General features: G+C 59.0%; 6 protein-coding genes. 5 read left to right on the top strand and 1 reads right to left on the bottom strand.

Going from position 1 to position 7,885, the window contains the following annotated elements; translation table 11 throughout:
- Positions 1-110 precede the first annotated feature (110 nt).
- From ACFSQT_RS14005 to ACFSQT_RS14025, 5 genes are all read left to right on the top strand, one after another.
- Positions 111-590, top strand: a complete 480-nt coding sequence (locus ACFSQT_RS14005; RefSeq protein WP_379019486.1) for a DUF4189 domain-containing protein — start codon at positions 111-113, stop codon at positions 588-590.
- Positions 591-1,080: 490 nt separating this feature from the next.
- The gene (locus tag ACFSQT_RS14010) at positions 1,081-2,529 is read left to right on the top strand and encodes a TolC family protein (RefSeq protein WP_379019488.1); all 1,449 of its coding nucleotides are present in this window, start codon (positions 1,081-1,083) and stop codon (positions 2,527-2,529) included.
- Between the two features lie 38 nt (positions 2,530-2,567).
- Positions 2,568-4,700 (top strand): type I secretion system permease/ATPase, encoded by a 2,133-nt coding sequence (locus tag ACFSQT_RS14015; RefSeq protein ID WP_379019490.1) that lies wholly within the window; start codon positions 2,568-2,570, stop codon positions 4,698-4,700.
- Between the two features lie 41 nt (positions 4,701-4,741).
- Positions 4,742-6,031 (top strand): HlyD family type I secretion periplasmic adaptor subunit, encoded by a 1,290-nt coding sequence (locus ACFSQT_RS14020; protein ID WP_379019492.1) that lies wholly within the window; start codon positions 4,742-4,744, stop codon positions 6,029-6,031.
- Entirely contained in the window at positions 6,021-6,662 is a 642-nt protein-coding gene (locus ACFSQT_RS14025) for a ribbon-helix-helix domain-containing protein (protein ID WP_379019496.1), read from the top strand. Before ACFSQT_RS14020 ends, ACFSQT_RS14025 begins: the two co-directional genes overlap by 11 nt.
- Positions 6,663-6,718: 56 nt before the next feature.
- Here ACFSQT_RS14025 and ACFSQT_RS14030 read toward each other — a convergent pair whose 3' ends face one another.
- On the bottom strand, positions 6,719-7,669 hold the full coding sequence (locus tag ACFSQT_RS14030) for a transglutaminase-like cysteine peptidase (RefSeq protein WP_379019498.1): 951 nt from the start codon (positions 7,667-7,669) through the stop codon (positions 6,719-6,721).
- Positions 7,670-7,885 lie beyond the last annotated feature (216 nt).

Consider the following 7,885-nt stretch of genomic DNA (forward strand, 5'->3'; position numbering starts at 1 on the left):
GAAACGGATTCGGGCGACGCGCTTTCGGTCTTTGTTTTTATGCATGTCGTTGTCCCAAAACCGGGGCCACTTTTGGGCAACATGCATCAACCCGCGGAGGATTGCTGACGATGAGATCGAGATCTGTGGCTGCTATACTTGGCATTGCCCTGCTCTGGACCGGGCAAGTCATCTCGGCCGATATGCCGGAAGGGCCGCCGGAGCCGCCGGCTCCGCCACCTCAGGAGGAAAAAGGCATCTGGGCGGCGATCGCCTATTCCAGTGCCGATGTCAGGTACGGCTTCTTCTGGGGCGCCGACAAGCGGCAAGAGGCATCGGATATCGCACTCAAGCATTGCGAGAACGCGGGCGGACAGAACTGCAGCGTCGTGGCCGTGTTCCGCAATCACCGCCATTGGGACGACGACGACCAGACCGGCTTTCCCTACAATCATTGCGGCGCCCTGGCCGTGGCCGAGAAGGCAGCCGACCGGCTCACGCCCTGGGGCGCAAAGTCTGCCCAGACCCGCCGGGAAGCGGAAGACCTCGCTTTGCAGGCCTGCGAGGCGGCAGGAGGCAAATGCAAGATCCGAGAGTGGGTCTGCGCATGAAACGTGGCCTCAGGGCCGTCTCGGCAAGCGGATGGGCAAAGCGGTCGGAAATGATGGACCGCATGCGAAACGCGGGCTTCAGGAAGCCCAGGCAAGGACCTGAAGAACGGGTCAGTTCAGGCATCTTTGGGCTGTGAAATCTATCAGTTCCCATCTTCCGAAAAGTTTGCCGTCATGGCGATCCAACTCCGATACCGTCGCAAAAGGCGGCTATCCGCGCTTGGCATGATTCTGCTAGCATCGGCTGACCGCCTTCTGTTTTTCGTCCTTTTCCCCACCTGGCGGCGTCCGGATACAACCGCAACGGGTCGATATTTATGTGCCATTTTTGCTACATTTCGCAGCCTTATTGCCCGAATCCTCCTTTTAGCAGCAGCTAAACCAATAATTGTTCACATATTTCATGAATCTGTGGATAATCGATCATGGCAGGCCTTGGCTTGGTTGTAGCGCTTGAGCATAAGGGCGCTGGGGAAATAGGGTGGGTTATATGAATACGACAAGCATCTCGACCATTGGCAAGCGCCTCGGTCTTTTGATGGCAGCTACCATGCTGACCTGCGGCAGCGCTCATGCGCTCACGCTCAAGGAGGCGATGGCTGTTGCGGTGGAATCCAATCCCGAGATTGGACAGGCAATTGAAAATCGCGAAGCAATCGAGTTCGAGCTGCGGCAGGCCAAGGGCCTTTATCTTCCCAGTGTCGACGTCGAAGCATCGGCTGGAGTTCGTCGCCTCGACAATTCCTCCCGGCGCGCATTGTCGATAGAGGACGATTCGCTCTATCCGGCGGAAGCGGATCTGGTGGTTACACAGAAGCTGTATGACAGCGGAGCGCGGCGGGCGGAATTGAACCGCCAGGCATCGCGAGTCGACGGAGCGTCCTTCCGGGTCCTGGAGCGCTCGGAATTCATCGGGCTGTCGGTCGTCCAAGACTACCTCGAATACATGCTGCAGGCTTCGATCGTCGCCGAAGCCAAGAAGAACCTGGGTTTCCATCAGGGGATACTCAGCGACATCCGGCAAGGCATCTCGGGCGGGGCGCTGAACGAGGCCGACCGGCAACAGGCCGAGGAACGTCTGTTCGCAGCCAAGGCACGCATGCAGGAGGCGACCGAAGAACTGGAAGCCTCCAGGATCCGTTTCTTCAAGACCGTCGGAAAGCCGCTGGTCAATGCTTCGCGGCCTGGTGATGTCGCCGCCGCACTTCCGAGGTCACTTGATGACGCGCTGGGCCTGGCGCGACAGAACAATCCACGCGTTCACATGGCCACCAGCGATATCGCCGCTGCTGCTTCCCTGGTGGATGCCGCCCGGGCGAAATATGGCCCTGAAGTCCTGGCTGAAGGCCGTGCCAGGGGAGGGTATGACATTGACGGCGACAACGGCGACGCCAGTGACCTGCAGGCGCGTCTGGTGCTGCGCTGGAACCTGTATCGAGGCGGCATAGACAAGGCCAACGAACAGGAGCAGATCCGCCGTGCCAGCGAGCAGCGGCTTGCCTATCATCAGGTCTTGCGCGAAATCGAGGAAGCCGTTCGCACTTCATGGGATCGCCGTTTCCGGCAAGCCGATCTGGCAAAGACCCTGAAGCAACAAGCCGGCGCAAGCGAGAAGCTGGTCGCGTCTTATCGCGAGCAGTTCAAAGTCGGACAGCGCTCGCTGCTTGATGTGCTTGACGCACAGAATACGCGGTTCAACACAGCAACGCTGGCGGATACGGCATCCTATGCATCGCTGTTTGCCGAATACCGTCTCCTGGCTGCAACAGGTCAGTTGCTGAAAACGATGGGCCTTCAGCCGGCAAAGCAGGCGACGGCCTACGCACGAACCGAATTCGGAGCGCCGGAAACCGCGGCCACTGAAACCTATGCGCGGACGCCATCGGAGCAGAAGAACGACCTGCCGTTCGATATCCTCGCCCCAGTGAGGAAGAAGTAAGCGGCACAAGGTCCAGCGAGAGTCCTTGCGGGCACAGCGTGAACCAGCAACCCAACATCCTTACCCCCAAGGAGGCATTCAAGGCCTGCTTTTCCGCGGTTGCCGGCTATCTCGGCAGGCCGAGCGCCGAGACAGTGCTGTTTGCCGGGGTGCCGATTTCAGAGTCGCGAATTGAAATAGAGGAAATTCGGCACCTTGCCGAACGCATCGGCCTCGAGGTCAAGGAAGTCAATCATCGCGATTTCCTGCGCGGACGCGTCGACCTTCCCGCCATCCTGTTTCGCGCCAGCCAGCTGCCTGTTGCCCTGCTCGCGGAGATTGAACCGGGCGAATATCTGACCGCGCCCCAGGAGGACGGCCGCGCCACGATCAGCAGATCCGAGCTGGCTGCCAGCTATATCAGTGGCGGCGCGTCCTTCTCGATAACCTATGCCAATGCCACCGAGGCGATGAAGGTCGGCTCGGCGCAGAAGATCGAAAGGCGCCATTGGCTAACGGGGACGATGGGCGCCTTCTGGCGCACCTATTCGAAAGTCGTCCTTGCGGCGATATTCATCAATGTGCTGGCCATCGCCTCGCCCATCTTCACGATGAACGTCTACGACAGGATCCTGCCGAACAAGGCAATATCCACACTGTGGGTTCTGGCAATCGGCATCGGTGCCGTCATCCTGTTCGATCTGCTTTTGAAGACGGCCAGAGCCTCCCTCATCGACTATGCCGGGCGCAAGGCGGATCTTCGGATATCGTATCTTCTGTTCGAAAAGGTGCTGAACTCGTCACTGTCGGCGCGTCCCGGCTCGACCGGTGAATACGCAAACCGGATCACGCAATACGAGTTCGTCAGGGAGTTCTTCACCTCGAACACCATCAGCGTGTTCATCGACACGGCTTTCGTCTTCGTCTTTCTTCTCGTCATCTATGCGATAGGCGGCTGGCTGGTGATCATACCGGCGCTGGCCTTTGTGTTGTCCGTCATCGTCGGCTTGATTACCCAGCGCCGCATCGGCAAGCGCGTCGCCGCCTCGATGAACGAAGCTTCGCAACGCCAGGCCCTGCTGGTCGAATCCATCTCGACGCTGGAGACGATCAAATCGCTGCGCGCCGAGGCGTATCTGCTGCGAAAATGGGGAGAGCACTCCAAGAACGCCGCCAACACGTCCGAGAAGATCAAGCAACTCTCGGCGGCCGCAGGCAACATAACCCAGTCGATACAACAGCTGGTGACCGTCGCTCTGGTGGTGGCCGGCGCTTACGCTTTCTCGGAAGGGCATGTTTCGACAGGAGCAATCATAGGAACGGTCATGCTGGCGAGCAGGGCGGTGGCTCCGCTCGGCCAGATCGCCATCACGCTGTCCCGGTTTCGCCAGGCCATGCTCTCGTTGAGGATGGTGAACTCGATCATGGCTCAACCGGAGGATCGACCGGACACGGTGGGTTTCGTCAACCGCCCCATTCGCAACGGGGCGATGGCGTTCAGGAATGTCGGATTTGTCTATCCCGGCGCTGAGAACGAGGTCTTGACCGGTCTGAATTTCTCGGTGAAGCCGGGAGAGCGGATCGGCATCATCGGTCGCATCGGATCGGGAAAGACGACGATGGGTCGGCTGGTCGGCAGGCTGTTCCTGCCAACCTCCGGTGAGCTGCTGCTGGATGGGATCGATATTCGCCAGTATCACCCGTCAGAGGTTCGCGCCGCTGTCGGCATCGTTGCGCAGGCTGGCGACCTGTTCTCGGGCACCATCAAGGAGAATCTCCTGATGGCTTGCCCGGAGGCTACCGATGAGCAGATCATCGAAGCGGCAAAGGCGGCTGGCGTCGACGATTTCGTCTCACGCCATCCGCGTGGCTACGACATGAACGTCGGCGAGCGCGGCACCAATCTCTCAGGCGGCCAGAGGCAGACAGTGGCGATCGCACGCCTGCTGCTGACCAAGCCGAAAATCGTCTTTCTGGATGAACCATCGGGCTCGATGGATCTCGCATCGGAACGCCAGTTGATAAAGCAGCTCAAGGTCGCCTTCGACCGAGACACCACGCTGATCGTCTCCACACATCGCTTCAGCATGCTTGAACTGGCCGACCGCCTGATCGTTATCGAACAGGGCAAGATCGTTGCCGACGGACCGAAGGACCAAGTCATACAGGCGTTGCAGAAAACAAGCGCCTGATCGAACAAATTGAATGCATCCAATGCGTTGGGGCGTAGGAAATGCTTGCCAGGGAAGATCGGCCGCCACTGTTTGCGTCGGCGTCCATATTCATCATAGGAGCGCTTTTCGTTGTTTTTGTCGCCTGGGCAGCCTTTGCCGAAGTCGATGAGATCGCGCGGGGCGACGGCAAGGTGATACCCGCTTCGAAGACCCAGATCATTCAGGCGAGCGAAGCCGGTGTCGTCCAGGAAATCGCTGTGACGATTGGCCAGGTCGTCAAGAAGAATGATCTTATCATCCGCCTCGACAACACGCTCAACACCTCCAGCCTTGGCGAGCAGCAGGCCAAGGCGCGAGCCCTGCAGGCGCGCATTGCGCGGCTGCAATTCGAGCAGAGCGGCAATCTCGAAGGCTCATTTCCCTGTCCGCCCGAGATCCAGAAGACCGCGCCCGAAATCTGCGAAAACGAGCAGAAGCTGCTCGTCGCGCGCCGCGAAAACTTCGAAGTCAAGCTGTCGGTCCTCAAGTCGCGCCTCGATCAGCGCCAGAATGAATTGGACGAAGCCACCGCCAATCTCGATCGTCTCACCAAGAATCTGGCCGTTAGCGACCAGGAAAAGGCGCTGGTCGATTCCATGGTCAAGAAGGGCCTGATGGCGAGGACCGAGCAGATCCGCGTCGAGCGCGAGCAGACCGAACTGCAAGGACAGTTGAACCTTGCCGGTGAAACCATCAAGAAAACCAAGGCGGCAATCACGGAAGCCCAGCTTCAGGTCGACGAACTCGGCCTGCAGTTGCAGCAGGAAGCTTTGAGCGACCTGACGGAGGCGCTGGCCAATCTCTCGGTGGTGGACGAGACCATACGTGGCGCCACCGACAAGGTCGCGCGTACGGATATCCGGTCTCCGGTGGATGGGATTGTCAACACGTTGGAACTGAACACGGTCGGCGCCTTCGTCCAGCCTGGCGCGGTGGTGGCCGGCATCGTCCCGACCTCCGAGACCCTTCTGGTCGAAGCGCGGGTTTCTCCGCGAGATGTTGCCTTCATCCGGCCGGACCAGGACGCGCTGATCAAGGTAACCGCCTATGATTTCTCGATCTTCGGCGGTATTGAAGGCAAGGTCTCCAATATAACAGCCGACAGCCTGGTCGACCAGAAGACCGGGGAACCCTATTACCAGGTGCGCGTGTCGACCGACAAATCGACACTTGAGAGAGACGGCAAGGCCTATTCGATCATCCCGGGGATGATCTGTTCAGTCGACATCAAGACCGGGCGCAAGACGATCCTGAACTACCTCTTGAAACCGATCAACAAAGCGCGTCAGGAGGCGATGAGTGAGCGGTAGCGCCAGTTCTCCTCTTCCCGACAATGAGCCGCTGCTGCCTCAAGTCACGGCCGAGGATTTCGGGCTGGAATTCCGGGTTGTGGCGCGAGGCGGCATACGACGCGGCATCCGTTTGGAACGGGCTTTCTGGGTGTCGCTGAAGCAGATGGCCGAAAGCAGGAAATGCACGATCGGCATGCTCATCGATGAGATCGCCGAAAGTCAGGCACAGACAGGTAACCTGACGTCCGCCATCAGGGTGGCCTGCATGCGTGGATTGGGGAACGAAAACCTGACCTTGCGAAGGCTTGCGTCGATCAACACCATCAACGCCATACTGGTCGCCTGCCCGTCACCGGCCTTTGCCCTGGCATCGACGAAGAAGATCCTGACGTTCAACGCGCCGTTCCAGCAACTGGTCAAGCGTCAATTGCCGATAGCCCCGAGCGATGATGCGCGGCATGACCTCAAGCTGGCGCTGGACCTCAATGTAGCCGACATATTCGCGCGGCTTGACGCCAATGGCGAATCGCCAGTGGCTACCGGTTTTGTCATCGGCGCCGGTGAACGTCGATACCGAGGTCAGCTGAATGCGGTGCGCGCCCCGGTGGTCGAGCCGGAACTGCTGATGGCGTTCGTCTTCGGTGGCTGAACCACGGATAGACCGTTTTCCTCCATCCGAACGCAGCGCACGATCTTGCCGGAGATCTATGGCTGAAAACCTTCGCCCGGCGCGACGGTCGCGAAGCCGCCCTTGATGTCAGCCATCTGGGCTCCGCCCGGTTTTGAGCCGTGGATCCAGGCCCGGTCCGTGCTGAACGAATAGAGCGGAACATAGTCCGGAAGATCGCTATCGCGCACAACGGTGTTGCTGAGGCTGTCGAGAATGAAGGTGCCGCTGCCTGTGCTCACCGACAGCACTGCGTGAAAGAAGCCTCTCCTGCGGTCCTGGAGAACAACCAGCGCCATGCTTTGTGCGGGAATGCCAGCCCTCAGCAGGGCCGTCATCTTGAGGATGGCGAAATCCTCGCAGTCGCCGGCCCGCCGTTCGAGAATTTCCGACGGCTTTGCCCAATAGTCGAGTTTGCCGTAGACAACGCTGTCTTTCCGGTAGGCGATCAGGCGATTTACGCTGCTGTTGACGAAGGATAGTTTCTCGCTGAACCCCTTGCCTTGAGCGGCGGAGATCATGCTGGCAAAAGTCGCACTCTTGCGCTCGCAGGCGCTGCCTGCCGAGCAGCTGGCGATTGCCCGGTAGACGGGTGCCCAGCGGACCGAGACGGGAAAATTGCGCATGGACAAGGCGACCGATCCGAATACGCCGGGAATGATCGACGCCGTCTGCACCGGATCGATCCCGGCATCACCTCGCGCCGTTGACGAGCCATCCCCGCTATCGTCAACCGCCTGGACCGCCGGGCCATAGCTGCCGAAAACCATACTGATCCGGTACGGAGCGGCAGGCTGCCAGGGCTGAGGCCTCGCCAGCGAAACACCGCCGAGACAGGGCGGTGTTTGGACCTCCAGGGGCGTGCCGGTAGCGGTGACCTCCCTGGAAACGACATTCGCGAATGATGGTCCAGCCAGGCCGACAAGACCGATTGCCAGCAAGAGCACCTTGAGCCTGGTTTTTCCCAGGGCTGATTTTTCTTTTTTCATATCGCCCACCTTTGACTGTGGACGCTACCAATCTTGTCTCAAATTATTGGAAAGGAAGGTGGATAACTTTCTCCCAAATGGCTTTGTCTATTTTCTATAAAATTTTATTCAATTTTATACTTTCATTTACCAAAAACCTTGACCTGTCCTTCCGCTAGGCAACCCACGCGAAAGCCAACATATATCGGGTTATATTGTTGTAGTTTACCACGTATA

The sequence above is a fragment of the Mesorhizobium calcicola genome (assembly GCF_042682105.1).
In the GTDB taxonomy this organism is placed as follows: Bacteria; Pseudomonadota; Alphaproteobacteria; order Rhizobiales; family Rhizobiaceae; genus Mesorhizobium; species Mesorhizobium calcicola.

Coding starts and splice junctions, on each gene's coding strand:
- ACFSQT_RS14010 (WP_379019488.1), top strand. CDS start 1,081: ATGAATACGACAAGCATCTCGACCATTGGCAAGCGCCTCGGTCTTTTG.
- ACFSQT_RS14005 (WP_379019486.1), top strand. CDS start 111: ATGAGATCGAGATCTGTGGCTGCTATACTTGGCATTGCCCTGCTCTGG.
- ACFSQT_RS14020 (WP_379019492.1), top strand. CDS start 4,742: ATGCTTGCCAGGGAAGATCGGCCGCCACTGTTTGCGTCGGCGTCCATA.
- ACFSQT_RS14030 (WP_379019498.1), bottom strand. CDS start 7,669: ATGAAAAAAGAAAAATCAGCCCTGGGAAAAACCAGGCTCAAGGTGCTC.